Genomic DNA, 19897 nt, shown 5'->3' with positions numbered 1-19897 from the left:
GCAGATAGTGCCCAGAACTGTCAGACCCTGCCGCCAGAATGGGCATGTCGCCGCCGCAGGTCAGGGGGATCGCGGCCCGAGGATTCGAGGACAGCATGGACTGCAGGATCGAGCTCATCTTCATTCCGGTCACCGATGTCGACCGGGCACGCGACTTCTACGTCGACCAGGTCGGTTTCACCCTCGACCACGACACTCGTGTCAACGACGACCTCCGGTTCGTCCAGGTCACACCGGTGGGGTCGGCTTGCTCGATCGCGTTCGGCCAAGGGCTGGGCGGCAGCCTCCAGCCCGGACAGCAGGACAGCATCCAGGTCGTCGTCGAGAGCGCCCAGGCGGCACGCGACGAGCTGATCGCCAACGGCGTCGACGCCACCGAGCTCGACGTGCAGCCGTGGGGCACCTTCACCAGCTTCGTCGACCCCGACGGCAACCGCTGGCACGTCCAGGAGCTTCCCGCGCGCTGACAGGGCAGACTGTCTCCGTGACCCCGGAGATGCCTGCGGACCTGCTGACCCATGCCCTCGAGGCCAAGGGATTCATGCCCGAGGACGAGGGAGAGTTCCTGCATCGCATTGCTCGAGAGCGGCTGCCGTTCGGGCCGGCGCTCGAGATCGGCACCTACTGCGGCAAGTCAGCGATCTACCTGGGCGCCGCGGCGCGCGAGGTGGGCGGCACCGTGCTGACTGTCGACCACCACCGCGGCTCGGAGGAGAACCAGGCCGGCTGGGAGCACCACGACGCGTCACTCGTCGACGACGAGTTCGGCCTGATGGACACCTTGCTCGTGTTTCGCAAGACGATCGCGCGCGCCGGGCTCGAGGACCAGGTCACGGCCGTCGTCGGCAAGTCGACCAGCGTCGCGACCTGGTGGCACACCCCGGTCAGCCTGCTGTTCATCGACGGAGGTCACGCCGAGGAGCACGCCCAGAACGACTACACAGGTTTCGCGCACTGGATCATGGCAGGCGGCGCGCTCGTGATCCACGATGTCTTCGAACGGCCCGAGGACGGCGGCCAAGCCCCGTTCCACGTGTGGCAACGCGCCGTGGCGTCGGGAAGCTTCGAGCCGCGCGAGACGGTGGGCTCGATGCGCGTGCTGACACGCAGTCGGGGAGACGCCGGCCAGCCAGTCGGTTGACGGGCAGGTCTGACGCGCCGGCGGTGAGTCGCCCGGCTCGCGTTCGTGTGTGGTGGCGTTGTTTTGGCAATGAAGGGGCCGCGTGATTTTGGGGGTGGTTGGTGACACGCTGCGGCCTCCGCTACGTGGTTCCACACCCTTGTGCCGTCCGGCGAGTTATCCACAGGTTTTGCCTCTGATTTCAGTGAAATAGTTGGGTTGTCCTCTTGTCTGCAGTGGTCAGTTCTGGGTAGAATCGAACAAACGTTCCCATACATCGACCGGGGGGTCCAGATGCTGATCGAGCAGCTTGAGTCGTTGACCGACGACCTCGCCAGCCTCGAGCCCTGGACACTCACCGGTTCTGAAGTTCGAGAGGCCGCCGTCGCTCTGCAGAAAGCCCGCACCACCATGGACGCCGCGTTGGCGCGTGTTGCGGGCGCTGCCGATGCCATGGGTCTGGCCACCGATGATGGTGCGACCTCGACCACCGCGTGGTTGGCCAACCTCACCGGCATCCACAAAGGCGAAGCAGCCAAGCTGGTCGGCCTGGCGCGTGTGACGACCGAGCTCACCGGTGCTGCGTGGACGTTCGGCCAGATCACGACCGATCAGGCGGGTGTGATCATGAAAGCCATCCACGGCTTGCCTGACTGGATCGGTGACGAAGAACGCGCCGACGCCGAGAAGCACCTGATTGCTTTGGCTGCTGACCACAATCTCGACGACCTCAAACGCCTCGCGAACCATGTGATGGAGGTCATCGACCCCGACGGTGCTGACGAGGTCCTGGGCAAGAAGCTCCAAGATGAAGAAGCCCGCGCCTGGGATGCCACCCGGCTGACGATGCGTCGTTGTGGTGACGGCACCACCGACGGCAGATTCAAGCTCCCCGACGCCGACGCCGACGTCCTGCAGGCTGCGGTCGAAGGGATCATCGCCCCCAGACGGTCCAGCATCAACGAGACCCGCCACGGTGTCGACGACTTCAACGCGCTGCCCCGTGCCCAGCGGATGGGGCTGGCGTTCGTCGAGCTGATCACCCACCTGCCCACCGAATCACTGCCCAAAGCCGGAGGACTCGCCGCCACCGTCGCGGTCACGGTCGACATCGACGACCTCCGCACCGGGCGCGGTGTCGCGACCAACACCTCAGGCACCACCATCTCGGCCACCAAGGCGCAGAGGCTCGCCTGCAACGCCCACCTCGTCGCCCTCTACCTCGACTCAGACTCCAGGGTGCTCGACCACGGCATGACCCGGCGACTGTTCGACCGCCACCAACGGTTGGCCCTCGCAGTCCGCGACCAAGGCTGCGTCTGGCCCGGCTGCGACCGACCACCCGCCTGGTGCGAAGCACACCACCTCAACGCCTGGTCCGAAGGTGGACCCACCGACCTCCACCAAGGTGCCTTGTTCTGCCACTTCCACCACTTCAAGCTCCACGAAGGCGAATGGCTCGCCCTGATCGCCGACGACGGAGTTGTTGAAGTCATCCCACCAAGGCGCGTCGACCCAGATCAGGTCCCACGTAGACACGCCAGATTCACCAAACAACAACCCCGCGCCGCCTGACAGTCGGCGGAACAGGTGAACACACGTGGGCTTGGCGGTGGAGGACACTGATGCCGTGGATATCGACATCGAGCAGTTGTTGAGACGCGTCGTTGACGACGTCTTCGGCGATGCTGTGGATGTGGTCTACTCCCCGTTCGACAAGGAACGATTCCGACAATTCCAAGCGTTGGTGACTTCAAAAGCCGATCCGTCAAAGCAGGTCAGGCTTCGCGCGACCTACGAGTGGTTCGACCTTCGCCTGCTCGATCTGAATGTCGGCACCGTCGATTTCGACTACTCGGATGACGAGGATGAGAAGGAGGCAGTACTTCGACCGCTCGCGACGGCTGGTCTCGCCTACCTGCTCGGCAAGTATCAACTGGATCAAGAGCGAACCCGTCTCCTACGACGGGAGAAGCCGATCGTGAAAATAATCGTCGATGGTCACCATTGGCTCTTGGGGAGAAACAGCAGCCGGATCTTTCCGTAACCGCTCATGCGCACTAGGTGTATTGGGAGTTTGCGCGCTTGCCAAACCCATTGGATCGGTGGAATGGCAACCGAATGCGGCGGCGCTGATCGGTTGCAAATCCACCGCTCACCGTTGGTGCGCTCACCCGCACAGACTCAGCGGGTGACGCCGGCGAGCTCGTCGCGCTTCGGGCAGTCGCACTCCAGCGCGATCTCGTCGAACTCCACGCCGATGCCGTGCCCCGTCATGATGCCCGAGCCGAAGGTGGTCGAGGTCAGCACGTCCCAGGCCAGGACGACCGCCGCAGCCGTGTAGGTCGTGTGCTCGTGGGGCCAATGGACTCCGTCGGGCGTGACGTAGCCGGTCCAGTAGGCGCCGTCCTCGGTGCGGAGATGCTGCATGTCGGTGAACACCTGCTCGGCGCGTGGGTCACCGATCGCCTGGAGCGCCATCGCCAGCTCGCACGTCTCGGCGCCGGTGAACCACGGGTTCTCGCTGACGCAGCGAATGCCGAGGCCGTCCTCGACGAACGTGTCCCAGCGTGAGGCCAGCATGTCCGCAGCGGCGTCACCGCGTACGGCACCACCCAGCACCGGGTAGTACCAGTCCATCGAAAATGTCGACTTGTCGAGAAAGAGGTCACGGTGCTCTCGCAGGGCGTGACCCAGCCGTCCGCCGGCGAGCTCCCACTCCGGCTGCGGCTGGTCCATCAGGTCGGCGAGGGCCACACCGCACCGCAGTGCCTGGTAGATGCTGGAGCTGCCGGCGAGGAGCGCCTCGGCGTTGATCTTGGCCGGGCCGTTGGCGTCCCACTCGCGCGACCAGGCGATGCCGCCGAAGGGCAGCTGCAGGTCGACGACAAGATCGAGCGCGCCGCGTACGACCGGCCACATGCGCTCGAGGAACCCACGGTCACGACGAATCGACCAGTGGTGCAGCACGCCGACCGCGATGTAGGCCGCCATGTTGGTCTCGCTGCTGGCGTCCTCGACATTGCCGGCGACCAGCTTCATGGGCCACGAGCCGTCGGCGCGCTGGGTGCGGAGGCACCAGTCGTACGCCTTCTCGGCCGCCTCCACCTCGCCACCCACGAGCAGCGCCATGGCGCCCTCGACGTGGTTCCACGCGTCGGTGTGCTCGCCGATCGTCCACGGGATCGCCCCATCGGGCTCCTGCATCGAGGCGATGCTGGCAGCCGTCTGGGCGATCTGCTCGGGAGTCATGACGTGGCGCCATCCCCATCCAAAAGGGCGGGCTTGCGCAGGTAGAGCACCATGCTCTTGCCGATCACGGGGTTGAGGACCTTCTCCGCCAGACGTGTCGCCGTGCTGTAGCGCGGGGTCTTCATGATGTCCCAGACCAAGACCTGGTGATAGGCCTTGACCAGGGGGTTGTCGTCGTTCTTGACGCCGACCGCGCACTTGAGCCACCAGTAGGGCGAGTGCAGGCCGTGCGCGTAGTCGATGCCCTCGAACTCCATGCCAGCGTTCTCGAGCTTGCCGATCAGCTCCTTGTCGGAGTAGATGCGGATGTGGCCACCGGGCGTGTTGTGGTAGTCGTCGGAGAGCTTCCAACAGACGATCTCGGGCAGCCAGCGGGGAACCGTGACAGCCATCGTCCCGCCCGGACGCAGGACGCGCACCAGCTCGTTGATCGCCTGGATGTCGGCGGGGATGTGCTCCAGGACCTCCGAAGCCACGACCCGGTCGAACTCGCCGTCGGCGAAGGGCAGCGCAAGGGCGTCGCCCTCCTTGATGTCGGCTGAGGCGCCCTCGGGCACCTCACCGGCTTCCTTCATCGCGCCGAACAGGTCGAGTACGTTGGCCAGCTCGTCGGCGTCCTGGTCGAAGGCGACGACATCGGCGCCGCGGCGGTACATCTCGAACGAGTGCCGTCCGGCGCCCGCCCCCATGTCGATGACACGGTCGCCCGGCTTCAGGCCCAGACGGTCGAAATCAACTGTGAGCACTTACTTCTCCCCTGCGTTCCTTGCTGCGTGAGCAGCGATCACTTCTTCGTAGGCGGCTGCGGTCGACTTGGCCACAGCGCCCCAGCTGAACATCTCGAGGACGCGCTGGCGTCCGGCCTTGCCCATCGCCTCGCGGCGCTCGGGATCGTCGAGCAGCTCGGCGATGGCCGCCTCGAGCTCACCGACGTCACCGGGTGTGACGAGCTTGGCACAGACGCCGTCCTCGCCGACCACCTCGGGGATCGCGCCGGCACGGCTCACGACGAGCGGCGTGGCACAGGCCATCAGCTCGGCAGTCGGCAGCGAGAAACCTTCGTACAGCGAAGGTACGCAGGCGATCTCGGCCGAGCCCATCACGTCGACGAGCTCAGAGTCGCTGATGCCGTTGACGAACCGTACGTGCTCGGCGATGCCGAGGTCGTCGATCAGCTTCTCCGTACGGCCGCCCGCCTTGAGGGTCGTGACGAGCACCAGCTCGACGTCGCGCTCGGTGCGGAGCTTGGCGAATGCCTCGAGCAGCGTCGCGATGCCCTTCATGGGAGCGTCGGCGCTGGCCATGGCCACGATGCGGCCCGGCACCCGAGGAGCGGTCGGCGGCACGAATACGTCGTCGACACCGAGCGTGATGACCTCGAGGACCGACGGGTCGACACCGAAGTCGGTGATGATGTCGCGACGGCTCGACTCCGACACCGTGAGGATCTTGGTGAGCTGCTTGGCGACGCGCTTCTGCATGCGCAGGAAGCCGTACCAGCGACGCGTGCTGAGCTTCTTGCGGAGCGGCGCCTGCGCCAGGTCGATGCGGCGGTCGAACGTGATCGGGTGGTGGATCGTCGTGATGAGCGGGAAGCCCATCTCGGCGATGTCGAGCATGCCAGAGCCCACCGTCTGGTTGTCGTGGACGATGTCGAAGTCGCCGATGCGGTCCTTCATCAGTCGCGCGGCACGCTTGCTGAACGTCTTGGGCTCCGGGAACCCCGCGGTCCACATCGTGAGGACTTCCTCGACGTCGATCAGGTCGCGGAACTCCTTGGGCTTGGGCGTACGGAACGGGTCAGGCTCGCGGTAGAGGTCGAGCGACGGCACCTTGTGCAGGATGACGCCCTCGTCGAGCTCCGGATAGGGCTGCCCCGAGTAGACCTCGACGTGGTGGCCCAGTGCCACGAGCTCACGGCTCAGGTGGCGAAGGTAGACGCCCTGGCCACCGCAATGCGGCTTGCTGCGGTAGGACATGAATGCGATGCGCACGAGCGCCTCCGTCGGGTCGAGCTTTGCTTCAGCCCTGGTGGGCTGAACTTTCAATTGTCTCGCGTACTGGGTTCAAACAGGAAATTCTGGCGCTGAGGCCTGCATCACGTCAGCGCCCGGAGTTCTTGCCACTGTTGCCGGGATAGAACGTGTGGCTTGCCGTCACGCCGCCGTCGACCGCGAACTCGCCGCCGGTGGTGTAGCCGCTCTCGTCGCTGGCGAGGTACACGTACAACGGCGCGATGTCCTCGGGCGTTCCCACGCGCTCCAGCGGGATGCGCGTCGCGCCCCACTGCATCGCGAGGTCGCCGCCCTGCGCCTGCGTCATCGGGGTGTCGATCATGCCGGGGTGCACGGAGTTGACGCGTACGTTGTGGGCACCGAGCTCGACCGCGGCCGACTTGGTCATGCCGCGGATCGCGAACTTGGTGCCGGCGTATCCCGTCAGCGACGCCATGCCGGCGAGCCCCTCGACCGACGAGCAGTTGATGATCGAGCCCTCGCGGTTGGCCTTCATCGCCGGGGCGACGGACTGCATGCCGAAGAACGTGCCCTTCATGTTGACGTTGATCAGCAGATCGAGGTCGGCTTCAGACATCGCGTCGACCTCACCGAAACGCAGCACGCCGGCGTTGTTGACGAGCACGTTGACGAAGCCGCCGAGGTTCGTCTCGGCGTATGCGACGACCTCGGCCCAGGACTCGGCGCTGGACACGTCGAGGTGGCTGAAGAACGCCGACTCGCCGAGCTCGTCAGCCAGCAGCTTGCCGGCATCGTCAGCGACGTCGGCGATGACGACCTTGGCGCCCTCACGTACGAAGTGGCGCGCGATGGCCGCGCCCTGGCCCTGGGCGCCACCGGTGACGATCGCGCGCTTGCCCGCGAGACGGGACATGTGTTCCTCCATGATGTGTGGGTCGGTCAGAGCGAGAGAATGGCGTCGGCCGCGAAGCTGATCTCGGGATTGCGATCGGCGAAGAAGCCACCCAGCGAGCTGTCGAGCTCCTCGGGAGTCCAGATGGCTGACGTGGTGTCGAAGCGCTGCTCCACGACGGGTGCCGCCACGAGTGCCACCATGCCGCCGTAAACGACGAACACCTGCCCGCTGATGCGGGACGCGGCCGGTGAGGCGAGGTAGGCAACCAGGGGTGCCACGTGATCTGCACTGTAGGGGTCGATCTCCTTGCCGGACTCGTCCTCGCCGAACACTGCGGCGGTCATGGCCGTACGGGCGCGCGGGCAGATCGCGTTGGCGCGTACGCCGATGCGGGACAGTCCGCGAGCGGTCGTCAGGGTGAGCGCGGCGATGCCGGCCTTGGCGGCGGCGTAGTTGGCCTGTCCGGGCGAGCCGGTGAGGAACGCTTCCGACGCGGTGTTGATCACGCTGGCGTCGACGGGTGCACCGGTTTCCTTGGAGACCTGCTTCCAGTGAGCCGCGGCGTTGCGCGACAGCAGGAAGTGACCCCGCAAGTGGATCTTGATGACGAGGTCGAACTCCTCGTCGGTCATGTTGAAGAGCATCTTGTCGCGCGTGACTCCGGCGTTGTTGACCACGATGTCGAGGGAGCCGAAGCTCTCGAGCGCGGTCTGCACCATCAGGTCCGCGGTGGCGCGTTCACCCACATCTCCGGGGGCCACGACCACTTCGGCACCGAGAGCCTTGATCTCGTCGGCGGCCTCGTCAGCTGCACCGGGGAGATCGTTGAGCACGATGCGCGCCCCAGCTCTGGCCAGCGCCACAGCCTCTGCACGACCCAGACCCGCGCCGGCTCCGGTGACGACCGCGACGCGGCCGTCCAGGTCCGTTGCGCTCATGCGTCTTCGTTGATTCGCAGGGCGGACTTGGGACACACGGCGACGGCGCGCTGCACCCGGTCACGGTTCTCGTCGGTCACCGTGGGGTCCTCGACCTGCAAGAAGTCGTCGTCATCGACGTAGAACACGTCGGGTGCCATTGCCTCGCACAAGGCGTTCGCCTCGCACACATCGAAGTCGACCTCGACCTTTGCCATCGCGGATGCGCTCCTCACTCCCAGGACGGTGGAACTAGAACGTGTTCTATTCTATCCCAGCGCCGTGAGTTTGGATATGGCCCAGTCCCCATCGCCGCGGGTCAGGGTGATCACGAGGCTGTTCTGGTTGGCCTGCTGCTTGGCGTCCTTGCCGACACCCGCCGACGTCGTCTGGTTGAGGAACACCAGCACGGTCGCCTTGTGCTCGGTTGCGCTGATGATCGCCGACGACACAGCCGTCGCCTGCAGCACGACCTTGTTCTTCTCGGTGTTGGCCCTGACCTGCGACATCGTGGCGTCGTATTCCTTGCGGAACGACTTCGTCATGCGGGCCCGAGCGGTCTCCATGTCGTTGTCGAAGGTCTTGTAGTCGTACGACAGGGTGCGCGTCGCGAGGTCCGCCGCCGAGATGAGCACCTCCGTACGGGCATCCTCACCGACCAGCACACCATTGGGCGCCGCGGCGGGAGATCCCTGCTCCGCCCGCCACCACAACGCGCCGACGCCGATGGCCGCGACGGCGACCAGCGTCGCCAGCACCAGCGTGAGGTTCGCGCGGAGCCCGCCGAGGCGGTCGGCCAGCGAGACACGCTCAGCCGGCACGTCCTGCATGACGCTGGCGGGAGCGGGCTCAGCCGCCTTCTCGGCGGCGGCCTTCTTCGCGGGAGCCTTCTTGGCAGGAGCCTTCTTGGCGGCCGCCTTCTTGGCCGGCGCTGCAGCCTTCGCGACTGTCGGCTCTGATGTGGGCTCGATGACGGGCTCGACGTCGGACTGGCAGAACCGGCACTTGATCGCGGAGGCCTTGATGGTCTCGGCGCAATAGGGGCAGACGCGTTCGTCGCGCTTGAGCTTCGCCATGACGTCAGCCCACGAACTCGAGCTGGGAGATCAGCCACCGGTCGTCGACCTTGGCCATCGTGAGCTTCATGCGCCAGAACCGGTCCTCGACCTTGCCGTTGGTGCCTTTGTTCTTGACCTTGCTTCCGGCCGCCACGAAGACCGTCGCCGAGTCGTCGTCGGACTCGCCGATCGCGACCTGGTCGACGTGACCCGTCGAGACCGACTCCTGGCTGACGGCCGCGTCCTTCAGTGACTTCAGCGAGGTCTGGTACTGCTTCTTGAACTCCCCCGTCGCGCCGTCGAGGACCTTCTTGGTCAGCGCGTCCATGTTCGTGTGGTCGATCTCGAGGAACGCCAACGTCTCGGCGCGGGCGGCCTTCTTGACGGCCGCGAACTGCTCGGCCCGAGCCTCCGCCGGGGTGCTGCCCGGTGCTGCGGCGTCACCGCGTACGGCGAACATCACCAACCACCCGACCAGAACTGCCAGGACGACTGCGAGTGCGGTGTTGGTGGTGGGGCGTTTCACTGATTCTTCCAGTCGAAGAGGGGCGGTGCGTACTTCGTGCCACGCATGTTGATCGGCGGGCCGGAAGCGCAGTTCGCCTCATAGTACGGAGCGACAAAAGACTCCTCCGACGACGGACGCCACTGGCCCGGCGGGAGATAGCCCTCGGTGCAGGCGGCGGGTGTCAGCTCGTTCAGGTTGAGGTGCACGCGGCCGTACTTCTGGCCGTCGGTGGATTCGCCGCTGGTCAGGGCGGACGGACCTGAGGCGATGAGACGCGGGAACGTGACCAGGAGCTGCTCGAGGGCAGGGAGTCGTGCGTCGAGCACCTCGGTGACGCTGATCAAGGGCTTGAGCAGCGGGGGCAGCGACGTGCGCAGCGTGCTGACGAGTGCGGTGAGCTCATCAGCCGACGGTGCGGCCTTGTCGAGGATCGTGCGTACGTCCTTGTCCGACGCCGCGAGGGTGTCGGTCACGTCTGCGAGGTCGTTGGCAAAGGACCGGATGTTGGCTGCGTTGGACCTCTGGGTCTCCAGCACCGTGTTGGCGTCGTCGAGCAGCGAGAGCGTCTGCGGCTCGTTCTCGACGGCTGAGTCGATGAACTCCTGGGCGCTGTCGACCATCGACCGCAGCGGGTTGGCGTTGTCCTTGAACATCGTGCCGAGCTCAGTGACCACGGTGTTGAGCTCGCCGACGTTGACGCTGGAGACGAAGCTGTCGAGGTCCTTGAGCAGCACGTCCTCTCCGAGCGGGAGGCTCTCGGGCGTGCCGCGTACGGTGTCGCCGTCCTTGAGCAGCGGGCCGCCCTTGGTCGTCGGCTCGAACGAGATGTATTGCTCGCCGACGACGCTGAGGTTGTGGACGAACACGGGAGAGTCGGCCGGGATCTTGGCGTCGTCGTCGAGCGCGAGGTCGACCCGCAGGCCGTCGCCCTGGACCTCCATCTTGGAGACCTTGCCGATGCGCACACCGCGATAGCTGGCCTCGCTGCCCTCGTAGAGTCCGCCCGAATCGGGGAGCATGACGTGGACGGTGTAGCCGCGGCCGAGCGCCTGGTCGACGAAGCCGAGGTAGTTGGCGCCGACGTAGAGGATGCCCATCACGCTCAGCATGACGAAGGCGACCAGCCTGACCTTGATTCCACGCCTCATCGCGAGCCGCCTCCCAACAGTCCGCCGATCAGCTCGACCAGGCCGTTGTCGTTGGCCGTGGAGTCCTCGGTCCTGGGCTCGCCTGCGCCGCCGCTCGGGGTGGATCCGAGCAGATCGTGCAGGAGCGAGTCGGGTTGCCCGTTCTTGGCGATCGACTCGGGATCGGCTGCCTCGCACAGCGGCAGCGTCGGGAGCAGCGCGCACAGCGGATCGATGACCGCACTGCCCAGGCTGCAGATCGGGGCGGTCGGGAGTCCACGACACAGGGTCACGACCTCGTCAAGCGTCGTGGGGATCAAGCCGCCTTCGCTCACGGGGGTGAGCTTGAACTGCATCTGGAAGATCACGTTGGCGAAGTCGCCCTTGACCGTGTCTCCCGCGTCGATCGGGAACGGGTAGCTCGATGCCGACACCAGGCCCGGCACGAGCGAGTCGTCGGCGTCCGACAGGTTGCGCAGCACGGGTTCGAGGTGGCGGAGCTCGGCGACGAGATCGTCCTTGGTCTCGTTGACCACCCGGGTGCCGACGACTCCGAGCTTGTCGAGCTCCGAGAGCATGCCGACGAGCTGCGTGTGCTGGTCCCTCAGGACATTGATAGCGGGTCCGGCCGCATCGAGCGCCGCGCCGATCGTCTCCTTCTCGTTGACCAGGGTGCGGCTCAGTCCGTTGATCGACTCCAGCGCCCGGACGATGTCGCCCTTCTGGGAGTCGAGCGTGCCGACCAGGGTGTTGACCTGGTTGAGGACGCTGCGCATCTTGTCGGTGCGGCCGTCCATCATCGCGTTGAGCTCGCGGGTGATGGTCTGGAGCTGGCCGAGGCCGCCGCCGGTCAGCACGAACGAGAGCGCACCGAGAACCTCCTCGACCTCAGGATTGCGGCCGGTCCGGTCCATCGGGATCACGTCGTTGGGACCGAGCCTGCCGACACCCGCCGGCTTGCCGTCGGCTCCCACGGGAGCGGATAGCTCGACGTACTTCTCGCCGAGCAGGCTGGTCTGGCGGATCTCAGCCACCGCGTTGTCAGGGAGCACGACGTCGTCGCGGACGAGCATCGTGATCTTGGCGTTCCACCCCGACCGGACGATCTCCTCGACCTGACCGACGGGCACGTCACCGACCATCACGGCCGAGCGGGGTACGACGTTGAGCGCGTCGGCGAACTCGGCGCTGACCTCGAAGCCGTTGTCCTTGCTCACCTTGTTGCCGGGCAGCGGCAGGTCGTAGATGCCGTTGAACGTGCAGCCGCTCAGGGCCAGCGCGAGGAATGCCGCCACGACCAGGCGGAGTCGACGACTCATCACTTGCCGTCACCACCCAGCAAGGAGAGGAGATCGGGCACGCCACCGGGCTGTTCACCGGTCGGCACCAGCTGTGACGGGTCGATGACGGTCGACGGCGTCGACGACGTCGACGAGCCGGGAACGGTCGGCGTACCGCCCGAGATCGCCGGGAGGATCGGTGAGAACAGCGTCGTGATCACGTTGCACACCGCGTCCATGCCGGGAACGCCGGTGTTGATCAGGGTCTGGCACAGGAACTGGTCGGGCCGGAACTGGACGCCAGGCGCGATCTGGACGCGGGAGCCGTACGTGCCGGTGGACGGGTCGAACGCCAGCGCGAGGTTGCTCATCGCGAGCGAACCCTTCTGCACGACGATGCCGACCGCGTCCTTCTGGTTGTCGACGCGCTGCAGGAGGCTGGCCAGCAGGTCGACGTCCTTGCCGAGCGTCTCGCGGTTCTCGCTGACGAACCCCTTGACCGAGCCCAGCACCCTGGCGAGGGACTCGAGCACACCCTGGAGCTCGTCGCGCTCGCCGGCGAACTGCTCGGACACGCCGGCAATCTGGGTCAGGAACTGCTGCACCGTGGCGTCGTTGGTCGCCAGGGTGTCGGTGATGGCCGCCAGCGAACGTACGTTGTCGAACAGCGGGCCGCGGTTGTCGGCGAACACCTCGGCGGCCTGTGAGAGGTTGCGGATCGTCTCGGAGCCGAGCGCACCGTTGCCCTCAAGGGCCTTGGTGCCGGCCGTCAGCAGGTTGTCGAGGGCACCGCTGGTCGTGCCGGCCTTCGGGCCGAGTGTCGTGGCGAGGTCGTCGAGCGACTTGAACATGCGGTCGAGCTCGATCGGCACCTGGGTGCGAGCCAGGGGGATGTCGCCGCCGTCCTTCATCACCGCGCCCTTGCTGTAGGCCGGGAAGACCTGGACGTAGCGGTCGGCGACCAGGGTCGGCGTCACCACGGCAGCCTCGGCGTCGGCGGGGATCTTGTAGTCGCTGTCGTAGGTCATCTCGACCCGGACGCTGTTGCCCTCGGGCACGACCTTCGTGACCTCGCCGACGCGCACGCCCATGACCCGCAGGTGCGTGCCGGGGTAGACGCCCACGGCACGGTCGAAGTGCGCCGTGACGGTACGCGAGCTGTCGCCCGGGAAGATCAGGAAGGCGAGCAGCAGCAGGCCGACCGGGATCGCGGCCAGCACGAGCTGTGTCCTTCGGCTCCACCTGCTCATCAGCCACCACCCGGCTTGGCAGGCAGGAACTCGCCGGCGAACACGCCCACGATGTTGGGGACGTAGGCGTCGAACCACGGTCCGGAGCCGACGATGTTGCCGAGGATGTTGACGTACGGTCCGTAGTTCTTGATGAGCGTCTCGATCTGGTCTTCGCGGGCGTGCAGGAACAGCAGCACGTTCTCGAGCTTGTCGAGCGTGGGCTTGAGCTGCTCGCGGTTGTCCTTGACGACACCGTCGAGCTCGTCGGCCAGCTGCGTGGCGTTGACGAGCAGGGCATGCACGGCGTCCTTGCGCGTCTGCAGCTCCTGGAAGATCAGGCTGGCCTGGTTCATCAGCTCCACCAGGTCGCCTTTGCGCTCATCCAGCAGCTGGGTGACGTTCTTGGAGCGGGCGAGCAGCTTCTCGATCTCCTCATCGCGGGTGGCGATGGTCGACGACAGGCGCGACAAGCCGCTGAAACTCGTCTTGACCTCCGGCGCGGCCTGGTCGATCACGTCGGCGAGCGAGTTGAGGGCCGTGGTCAGGTTTTCCTTGTTGGTCTCCTCGGTCTGCGTCGTGAGCTGACCCAACGTGCCGACGATGTCGGGACCCGCGTCGGTACGCGTGATCGGGATCGTCGCACCGGCCGGAAGCTGACCACTTCCTTCGGGCTTGATGTTGAGGAACTTCTCGCCCAGCAGGCTCTTGACCTCGACGCTGGCATGTGTCGAGCGACCGAGCTTCGCGTCCTTGACGTCGAAGTCGGCGATGACCTTCTCGGTGCCGATCGTCAGCTTGCTGACGCGGCCGACACGTACGCCGGCCACCTGGACCTCGGCGCCGGTACGCAGGCCGCTCGCATCCTTGAGCTCGGCGTGGAACGTCGTGCCCTTGAAGAACGGGAGGCGCTGGATGTTGAACGACGCCACCATCACGAGCAACAGGATGGCGATGGAGACGGCGCCCAGGCGCAGGATCTGTGAGTCGCTTCTACGGGCCATGTCAGTTGCACCTCGTGGCCTGGCTGTAGAGCGTGAAGTCCGCCATCGCCTTCTGCACCTCGGCTGGAAGCGCATTCATCAGCTTGGTCGGAAGCACCACACCGCCGTGGAACTCGCAGAGGTAGTAGTTGTACCAGGATCCGTAGACGCCGATGCGGGTCTGCTTGGTGAGCATGGCCGGCAGCTTGTCGAGGGTCTCCTGGAGGTAGGCCTTGTTCTCGGGCTTGGCCAGCAGCGTGAACAGGCGACGCAGCTGGGCGACGTCGTCCTTGATCAGTGGGCGGCTCTGCGTCAGCAGGTCGGCGACCTGCTGAGTGACGTCGGCGATGTTGGTCAGGGAGCCACCGATGACCTTGCGGTCCTTGGCCAGGTCGCCGAACCACGACTTCATGCTGACGAGGAGCTCGTCGAGCTCCTGGTGGTGGTTGTCGACCGTCTGCATCAGCGTGCTGAGGTTGGTGATGACATCACCGATCAGCTGGTCGCGGTCGGCCAAGGTGCTGGTGAGGGATGCGGTGTTGGACAGCAGCTCCTGGATCGTGCCGCCCTCGCCCTGCAGCACCTGGATGAGGTTGAGCGACAGCTTGTTGACGTCGGCGGGGTTGAGCGCCTGGAACAGCGGCTGGAAGCCCTGGAACAGCTCGGTGAGGTTGAGCGCAGGCGTGGTCTGCTCGAGCGGGAGCGTCGACTTCGGCGCCAGTCGCGGCGATCCGGGCTCGCCCTCGGCCAGCGACAGGTAGCGGTCGCCGATCAGGTTGAGGAACCGGATGCTTGCCTCGGAGTCACGAGTCAGGGGTACGCCGTCCTTGACCTTGAACGTGACCATCGCGTGGTCGCGCTTGTAGATCTCGACCTTCTTGACCTTGCCGACGACGACGCCGGCAATGCGTACCTCGTCGCCCTTGGTCAGCTCCGAAGCGGTCGTGAACTCGGCCTTGTATTCCGTCTGAGACCCCATGCCGTAGCCGCCCATGATCGCGATCAGCAGGCCGAGGGTCATCAGCGACACCACCGAGAAGATGGTGAGCTTGATCGCGGCGATCCGGAACGCCGTGTCGCGGCTGCTCATTTTGGGGCCCCCCGGAAAGCGCGAGCGGGCACGAGGATCGGCTCACGGAGCACACGTGGAGCTGGGGGTCCCCCCACGAGCGCAGCGAGTAGGGGGCGCGCTTTTCTGGGGTGTCTCATTTGATGCCCCCGTCCGGGTCGTCCTTGTCGGAACCGTCCTTGAGCGGCTCGAACGTCGCGGGGATCTTGTTGTTGTCGGGCAGGCCGAGGCACCAGGGCCCGTGGCCGACCTCGCCGAACTCCGGGGTGTCGGCAGCCGTGTAGCCGGTACGTTGCGGCGCGCCCAGCTCGAGGGTCTGGTGGATGATCTTGTCGGGGTCGTCCTTGCCGCCACGACCCTGGAACACGTTGGCGGTGTCCTCGCGCTGGCTGTCGATGCCCTTGAGGAGGCAGGGCAGCTCGGGCGAGTAGGTGTCGAGCAGCGCGAGCAGGGGCCGACCCGACCTGACCTGGTCGATCAGCAGCTGCTCGTTCTCCGTCAGGGTCGCGCGGGTGACCTTGGCAAGGCCCGTGATGCTGCCGAGCGCCAGGTTGAGCGAGTCCTGCTTGCTCGTGATCGTCTTGGCCGTGACGGTGGCGTTGCCCAGCAGACGGATGAGGTCGGGCGCGGCGAGGTCGTACGTGTTGGCGACGTCCTTGAGCAGGCCGAGGTCGGTCTTGAGCGTCGGCAGCTTGACGTTGAGCCGCGACAGGTAGGAGTCCAGCGACTCGAACGTGTCGCCGAGCTGGTCGCCCTTGCCCTCGAGCGCGTGCGCGAGGGCATACAGCGTGGCGTTGATGTCGGCCGGCTTGATCGAGCGGAGCAGCGGGAACAGGTTGGCCATGATGCTCTGCAGCTCGACGTTGGTCGTGACCCTGCTGGCCGGGATGACCGCGCCGTCCTTGAGCTTGGCGACGCTCGCGACGTTCGTCTCGTCCTGCGGCACCAGCTGGACGTACTTCCTGCCGAACAGCGTGGTCGGCATGATCTGCACCGTGACGTCGGCCGGGATGTTGCGGGCGGCCTCGGGTCGCAGGGACAGGGTGATCTTGGCCTGCTCGCCGGTGCTCTCGATCTTCTTGATGTTGCCGACCAGGGCGCCGTGCATGCGCACGTCGCCGAACTTCGCGAGCTGCAGGCCGGTGCGCTCGGCCATCACCGTCACGTCGGTGCTCCTGGTGAACTGCTTGTTGTAGAGCGCGATGCACAGCCAGATCATCAGCGCGATCGAGACCATGAACGCGACGCCGGCGACTGCGAGGCGTCGACGTTCGGCTGGGGTGTCGTGGATCAGGTTGGCCAGCATCAGATCACCCCGTGATCCGGACGGTGGTCGTCGAGCCCCAGATGGCGAAGCTCAGGAAGAAGTTGGCGACGATGACCGTCACGATCGAGGAACGGATGGCCTTGCCGACGGCCAGGCCGACACCGGCGGGACCGCCCGACGCGGTGTAGCCGTGGTAGCAGTGGATCAGGATGATCAGCACGGCCAGGACGATCAGCTTGCCGAACGACCAGAGGATGTCGATGGGTGGCAGGAACTGCCTGAAGTAGTGGTCGTAGGTGCCGACCGACTCGCCATAGATCATCGTGGTGATCAGTCGAGGTGAAAGGTAGGACGCCAGCAGCGCGACGGTGTAGAGCGGGATGACCGCGATGAAGCCGGCGATCATGCGAGTCGTCACCAGGAACGGCAGCGACTGCACGCCCATGACCTCGAGGGCGTCGATCTCCTCGGAGATGCGCATCGAGCCGAGGCGCGCGGTGTAGCCGCAGCCGACCGTGGCCGCCAGCGCGATCGACGACACGAGCGGGGCGACCTCGCGGGTGTTGAAGTAGGCCGAGATGAACGCCGTGAACTTGGCGACGCCGATCTGGCTCAGTGAGGCATAGCCCTGCAGGCCGACCTCGGTGCCGGCGAAGAACGCCAAGAACGCGATGACGCCGACCGTACCGGCGATGACCGAGAGCGCGCCGACGCCGAACACGACCTCGGCGAGGGTCTTCCACACTTCCTTGCGGTAGTCGCGGAGCACCTTGGGGATGTAGCCGAGGCACTTGACGTAGAACAGCAGCTGGTCGCCCATGCCCTCCAGTCGGGAGCGCTGGGACTTGGCGAACGACGCGCCGAGCTCGGTCAGGGTGCTCACTACAGACCTGCCTGGGGCACGAACTGGAAGTAGAGCGCCGTGATGATCGAGTTGATCAGGAACAGCAGCATGAACGAGAGGATCACGGACTCGTTGACCGCGCGGCCGACACCCGCGGGCCCGCCACCGGCGTTGAGGCCCTTGTAGGCGCCGACGATCGCGGCCATGAAGCCGAAGATCGCCGCCTTGATCATCGCGACCCAGATGTCGGTCAACGTCGCGAGCGAGGTGAAAGAGGCGAGGAACGCACCCGCCGAACCGCCCTGCACGATGACGGTGAAGAAGTAACCGCCGGCGATTCCGGCGGTGATGACGATCGCGATCATGAGGACCGATACGACCAGGGTCGCGGCCGCGCGAGGCACGACCAGCCGATGGACCGGGTCGATGCCCAGGGTCTCCATCGCGTCGATCTCTTCACGCATCTTGCGTGCGCCCATGTCAGCGCAGATGGCCGAGCCCGCCGCGCCGGCGATGATCAGGGCGGCCGCGATCGGGGCAGCCTCACGTACGGTCGCGAGCACCGCCGTGGCACCGGCGAACGACTCGGCACCCAGCTGGCCGGTGAGGTTGCCGACCTGGAGCGCGATGACCGCACCGAACGGGATCGAGACCAGGATCGTCGGCATCATCGTGACGCTCGCGACGAACCAGGCCTGCTCGACGAACTCACGGAACTGGAAGCGAGAGGTGAACGTCAGCTTGATGACGTCCCAGGCGAGGGCGAAGACGTGACCCGGACCGCGGAGGACCATGGTGGGATTCATGCCCATGCCTCCTCCTGTATTCGTGCGAATCCGGGGTGACGGCAAGCACAACGGAGAGAGCTGTTGTTGGTCCGAGTCATTCGCGCTCCCTCAAGCGATCTCAGTACAGTAACGAGCCAGTGTGACCTGCGTTACGTTTTTGGCCTGAGACCTCAGGCGATTGTCAGGTCGGCTCACGAGTAGGTCACGCGAACCTTCTCGGACGCGGCATCGCTCTGGCAGGCGAGCCGGATGCCGTCTGCGAGGTCCTCGTCGTCGAGCACGTCGTTGTTGCGCATCGTGACCTCACCCTCGAGGATCCGCACGGCACAGGCCGAGCACTCACCCTCGCGGCACGAGTAGGGGGCCTTGACTCCCTTGCTCTCGAGGTGCTCGAGGAGGGTCGTGCCCGGCTTCCAGTCGTCGAAGTCGTACTCCTCGCCGTCGAGGTCGACCTGGAGGTTGACGGGCGGACCGGACGGCACGGAATCGGCGGCCGGCTCCACCTCGATCACCTCGACGTCGAACGGGTTGCCGCCCAGGGAGACGAACTTCTCCTGGTGGCGACGCTCGCGAGGGAACCCGAGCTCCTTGAGCGCCGATGTCGCGGCCTTCATGAACGGGGCAGGCCCGCACACGAACGCCTCACGCTCGAGGTGGTCGGCCGCGAATGCCTTCAGCTGCGCCTCGGTCGGCAGTCCCTGCACCGACTCGAGCCAGTGCACGACCTGGAACCGCTCGGGCTGCGCTGCAGCGAGCTCGGCCAGCGAGGCGTGGAAGATGACGGAGCGCTCGTCGCGATTGGCGTAGAACAGGGTGATCTTGTTGACGCCGTCGGCGAGAGCCGCACGGATGATCGACATCACCGGCGTGATGCCGCTGCCACCGGCGAACAGCAGCAGGTCGACGTCGAGGTCCTTGGGGGTGAAGATGCCGCTCGGCGGGAGCACGCGGAGCTTGTCACCGGCCTTGAGGTGCTCACAGATCCAGCCCGATGCATAGCCGTCCGGCGTGCGCTTGACCGTGATCGTCAGGGGGCCACCGTCACCGGGCGTCGACGACAGCGAATAGCTCCGCGCCACCAGGCCGGTCCGCTCGCTGGGCACCGCGACCGTCAGGAACTGTCCGGGCGTGTAGGCGAAGAACTCACGGTGCTCCCCTGGATCGAGGACGACGGACCGGGCATCACCGGTCTCCTCGACAACCTCGAGGACCTCGAGCTCGAACGACGGATCGGTCATGCAACAGGCTCGTTCTCGGCTCCGACCGAGACGGCGCCGTCACGGACGGCTTCCTCGATCGACTTGTTCAGCCGCGGGCAGCCGGCGTGGACCGGACGTCCGCCCTCCTGGCGTTCCATCTTGGCGAACGACGTGCAGTCGCGGACCGCTTCCTGGGTCCACTGGATCGAGGTGTGGTGCTCGCTGTTCTTGCGGACGAGCACGTGTGCCTTGCAGTCCAGACAGGGCACGTCCTGCAGATGGCTCTGCGTGTAGAGCTCGCGATCTGCAAACGTCTCGGGGAGTGACGGGACGATGTAGGACATCTAGGTCGTGCCTCTCACTTGGTGGCCGATCAGGGAGCGCG

The 19897-nt window shown here is 66.0% G+C and carries 22 protein-coding genes; 4 read left to right on the top strand and 18 right to left on the bottom strand.

The features are described from left to right. Nucleotides 1-44: 44 nt before the first annotated feature. From ABD683_RS09040 to ABD683_RS09025, 4 genes are all read left to right on the top strand, one after another. The gene (locus ABD683_RS09040) at nt 45-467 is read left to right on the top strand and encodes a glyoxalase superfamily protein (protein WP_344769223.1); all 423 of its coding nucleotides are present in this window, start codon (nt 45-47) and stop codon (nt 465-467) included. 17 nt (nt 468-484) lie between these two features. Continuing rightward, on the top strand, nt 485-1141 hold the full coding sequence (locus ABD683_RS09035) for a class I SAM-dependent methyltransferase (RefSeq protein WP_344769221.1): 657 nt from the start codon (nt 485-487) through the stop codon (nt 1139-1141). Between the two features lie 273 nt (nt 1142-1414). Beyond that, nucleotides 1415-2695: an HNH endonuclease signature motif containing protein gene (locus ABD683_RS09030; RefSeq protein ID WP_344769220.1), complete on the top strand. Its 1281-nt coding sequence runs from the start codon at nt 1415-1417 to the stop codon at nt 2693-2695. A 55-nt stretch (nt 2696-2750) separates the two neighbouring features. Then, nucleotides 2751-3167 (top strand): hypothetical protein, encoded by a 417-nt coding sequence (locus ABD683_RS09025; RefSeq protein ID WP_344769219.1) that lies wholly within the window; start codon nt 2751-2753, stop codon nt 3165-3167. A gap of 137 nt (nt 3168-3304) precedes the next feature. On the opposite strand, the gene ABD683_RS09020 is transcribed toward ABD683_RS09025, so the two are convergent. From ABD683_RS09020 to ABD683_RS08935, 18 genes are all read right to left on the bottom strand, one after another. Beyond that, entirely contained in the window at nt 3305-4372 is a 1068-nt protein-coding gene (locus ABD683_RS09020; RefSeq protein WP_344769218.1) for a prenyltransferase/squalene oxidase repeat-containing protein, read from the bottom strand. Beyond that, on the bottom strand, nt 4369-5118 hold the full coding sequence (locus ABD683_RS09015) for a class I SAM-dependent methyltransferase (protein WP_344769216.1): 750 nt from the start codon (nt 5116-5118) through the stop codon (nt 4369-4371). The genes ABD683_RS09020 and ABD683_RS09015 overlap by 4 nt, the downstream gene beginning before the upstream one ends. Then, on the bottom strand, nt 5119-6366 hold the full coding sequence (locus ABD683_RS09010; RefSeq protein ID WP_344769214.1) for a glycosyltransferase family 4 protein: 1248 nt from the start codon (nt 6364-6366) through the stop codon (nt 5119-5121). A 109-nt stretch (nt 6367-6475) separates the two neighbouring features. Continuing rightward, a complete protein-coding gene (locus ABD683_RS09005; RefSeq protein ID WP_344769212.1) occupies nt 6476-7261 on the bottom strand; it encodes an SDR family NAD(P)-dependent oxidoreductase in 786 nt (261 codons plus the stop codon). Nucleotides 7262-7287: 26 nt separating this feature from the next. Further along, nucleotides 7288-8181, bottom strand: coding sequence for a 3-oxoacyl-ACP reductase (locus ABD683_RS09000; protein ID WP_344769210.1), 894 nt, complete (start codon nt 8179-8181; stop codon nt 7288-7290). Beyond that, nucleotides 8178-8378 carry a ferredoxin gene (locus ABD683_RS08995; protein ID WP_344769209.1) on the bottom strand — a complete coding sequence of 67 codons (201 nt, stop codon included), beginning with the start codon at nt 8376-8378 and terminating at the stop codon, nt 8178-8180. Before ABD683_RS08995 ends, ABD683_RS09000 begins: the two co-directional genes overlap by 4 nt. 51 nt (nt 8379-8429) lie before the next feature. Then, complete coding sequence (locus ABD683_RS08990; RefSeq protein ID WP_344769208.1) at nt 8430-9236, bottom strand: hypothetical protein; 807 nt, start codon at nt 9234-9236, stop codon at nt 8430-8432. 4 nt (nt 9237-9240) lie between these two features. Beyond that, nucleotides 9241-9744 carry a hypothetical protein gene (locus ABD683_RS08985; RefSeq protein WP_344769206.1) on the bottom strand — a complete coding sequence of 168 codons (504 nt, stop codon included), beginning with the start codon at nt 9742-9744 and terminating at the stop codon, nt 9241-9243. After that, nucleotides 9741-10874 carry an MCE family protein gene (locus ABD683_RS08980; protein ID WP_344769204.1) on the bottom strand — a complete coding sequence of 378 codons (1134 nt, stop codon included), beginning with the start codon at nt 10872-10874 and terminating at the stop codon, nt 9741-9743. Before ABD683_RS08980 ends, ABD683_RS08985 begins: the two co-directional genes overlap by 4 nt. Next, nucleotides 10871-12172, bottom strand: a complete 1302-nt coding sequence (locus ABD683_RS08975) for an MCE family protein (RefSeq protein WP_344769202.1) — start codon at nt 12170-12172, stop codon at nt 10871-10873. The genes ABD683_RS08980 and ABD683_RS08975 overlap by 4 nt, the downstream gene beginning before the upstream one ends. After that, on the bottom strand, nt 12172-13383 hold the full coding sequence (locus tag ABD683_RS08970) for an MCE family protein (RefSeq protein WP_344769200.1): 1212 nt from the start codon (nt 13381-13383) through the stop codon (nt 12172-12174). The genes ABD683_RS08975 and ABD683_RS08970 overlap by 1 nt, the downstream gene beginning before the upstream one ends. Continuing rightward, the gene (locus ABD683_RS08965; RefSeq protein ID WP_344769198.1) at nt 13383-14366 is read right to left on the bottom strand and encodes an MCE family protein; all 984 of its coding nucleotides are present in this window, start codon (nt 14364-14366) and stop codon (nt 13383-13385) included. Before ABD683_RS08965 ends, ABD683_RS08970 begins: the two co-directional genes overlap by 1 nt. A 1-nt stretch (nt 14367) precedes the next feature. Continuing rightward, the gene (locus ABD683_RS08960) at nt 14368-15435 is read right to left on the bottom strand and encodes an MCE family protein (protein ID WP_344769196.1); all 1068 of its coding nucleotides are present in this window, start codon (nt 15433-15435) and stop codon (nt 14368-14370) included. A gap of 115 nt (nt 15436-15550) precedes the next feature. Next, complete coding sequence (locus ABD683_RS08955) at nt 15551-16720, bottom strand: MCE family protein (protein WP_344769194.1); 1170 nt, start codon at nt 16718-16720, stop codon at nt 15551-15553. A gap of 4 nt (nt 16721-16724) precedes the next feature. Further along, on the bottom strand, nt 16725-17564 hold the full coding sequence (locus ABD683_RS08950; RefSeq protein WP_344769192.1) for an MlaE family ABC transporter permease: 840 nt from the start codon (nt 17562-17564) through the stop codon (nt 16725-16727). Then, nucleotides 17564-18331 (bottom strand): MlaE family ABC transporter permease, encoded by a 768-nt coding sequence (locus tag ABD683_RS08945; RefSeq protein WP_425548492.1) that lies wholly within the window; start codon nt 18329-18331, stop codon nt 17564-17566. Before ABD683_RS08945 ends, ABD683_RS08950 begins: the two co-directional genes overlap by 1 nt. A gap of 173 nt (nt 18332-18504) precedes the next feature. Next, nucleotides 18505-19551, bottom strand: coding sequence for a 2Fe-2S iron-sulfur cluster-binding protein (locus tag ABD683_RS08940; protein WP_344769189.1), 1047 nt, complete (start codon nt 19549-19551; stop codon nt 18505-18507). After that, nucleotides 19548-19856: a hypothetical protein gene (locus ABD683_RS08935; protein ID WP_344769187.1), complete on the bottom strand. Its 309-nt coding sequence runs from the start codon at nt 19854-19856 to the stop codon at nt 19548-19550. The genes ABD683_RS08940 and ABD683_RS08935 overlap by 4 nt, the downstream gene beginning before the upstream one ends. Nucleotides 19857-19897 lie beyond the last annotated feature (41 nt).

The sequence above is a fragment of the Aeromicrobium panaciterrae genome, from assembly GCF_039537165.1.
Classification (GTDB): domain Bacteria; phylum Actinomycetota; class Actinomycetes; order Propionibacteriales; family Nocardioidaceae; genus Aeromicrobium; species Aeromicrobium panaciterrae.
This window is presented reverse-complemented; position numbering and strand designations above follow the sequence as displayed.